General features: G+C 47.1%; 1 protein-coding gene. It reads left to right on the top strand.

The annotated features are described in order from the left end of the window. The coding region (locus H5186_RS22410) for a cadherin-like domain-containing protein (protein WP_182795030.1) at positions 1 to 1763 on the top strand (1763 nt) is incomplete at both ends.

The following is a 1763-nucleotide window of genomic DNA, read 5'->3' as shown; positions in this document are numbered from 1 at the left end:
GATAACACCGCCCAACTGCAAGAAGAAGGTTCATTTGAAGTCAACGTATTGGGTAACGACAGTGATGTTGATATCGGCGACAGCTTAGATGTGAGCAGTGTGACGGTTGTCAGTGCACCAAGCAACGGGCAAACTCAAGTAACCGCAACGGGGGCAATCATTTATACCGCCAATGCAGATTACTTTGGCGATGACAGCTTTACTTACACAGTTAAAGACAGCAATGGCGCGATATCTAACCTTGCTACTGTCACCATGACCGTGAACCCAGTCAATGATGCGCCGGTGGCACAAACGCAAACCCTTAGCCTTGATGAAGATGCAAGCTTATTGATCACATTGCTTGCGACAGACATCGAAAATGACAGCTTAACTTATCGCATTGATACTGATGTCGCACACGGAACGCTAGTTCAACAAAGCAGTGATAGTTGGTTGTATTCAGCTGCGGCAGATTATAACGGCAGTGATAGTTTCACGTTTGTAGCCAATGATGGTGCGTTAGATTCAGCTCCTGTTAGTGTTAACTTAACCGTTAATGCTGTAAATGATGCCCCTGTTGCCAGCGCTGCAGCGGTGTCAGTAAATGAAGATACGCCACTGACTATCAACCTTACCGCCAGCGATATCGAAGGCGATACCTTAACGTATCAAATAAGCAGTCAGCCACAAAATGGCCGTGTTACATTGACTGGCTCGCAAGCAATATACCAAGGTGAGAGTGACTTCTTTGGCACCGATAGCTTCAGCTTTGTTGCTAACGATGGTAGCGTGGATTCAGCACCAGCGGTGATCACAGTGACCGTGAGCAGTGTTAATGATGTGCCAGTGATCAGCGGTTCACCGACTGTGTCAGTGAGTGAGAAAATCGCTTATAGTTTTGCGCCAACGGCAACTGACACCGAGGGCGATAACTTAACCTTTAGCATCAGTAATAAACCAAGTTGGTTGAGTTTTGATAGCAGTACCGGGTTGCTCAGTGGTACCGCTGTTAACAGCGATGTGGGTGTGTACAGTAATATTGTGCTCAGTGTCAGCGATGGCATGGGTACGGCGAGCTTACCGGCATTTAACTTAACGGTGATCAACGTCAATGACGCACCAACGATTGGTGGTGTTCCAGCATTAAATGTTGATCAAGATACGCCTTATAGCTTTACCCCAACAGCCAGCGATATTGATGGCGACAGCTTAACCTTTAGCATTAGCAACAAGCCGAGCTGGGCAAACTTTGATAGCAGCACTGGGCAGTTATCAGGTACGCCAAGTAATGATGATGTCGGCGTAAATAACAACATTATTATTTCAGTATCAGACGGCGCGATTACTACAGCATTGAGTAGCTTTAATCTCACCGTTAAGAACGTTAACGATGCACCGACAATCAGTGGTACACCGAACACCACGGTAAGCGAAGACAGTCAGTATCAGTTTACGCCATCAGTGCGTGATATTGATGGTGATAGCCTCAGTTTCAGCATCATTAATAAGCCAAGTTGGGCAAGCTTTGACACCAGCACGGGTGAATTAGCGGGCACGCCACAGAACGAGGATGTGGGCAGCTACGCGGCTATTACTATCAGTGTTAACGATGGCACAGATAGCGCCAGTTTAACGCCATTTACATTAGAGGTTACTAACACCAACGATGCGCCGGTAGGGCAAAACTTCGCGTTTAACCTCGATGAAGCCGCGACTTTAACCGTGGCACTTGCAAACGGGTTATTAAGTAACGCCAGCGATGATGATGCAGGCGACACACT

The sequence above is a fragment of the Pseudoalteromonas sp. SG41-2 genome, from assembly GCF_014164535.1.
Taxonomy (GTDB): Bacteria; Pseudomonadota; Gammaproteobacteria; order Enterobacterales; family Alteromonadaceae; genus Pseudoalteromonas; species Pseudoalteromonas rhizosphaerae.
The sequence above is the reverse complement of the archived record's forward strand: the minus strand, read 5'-3'. Positions and strand labels throughout refer to the sequence as shown.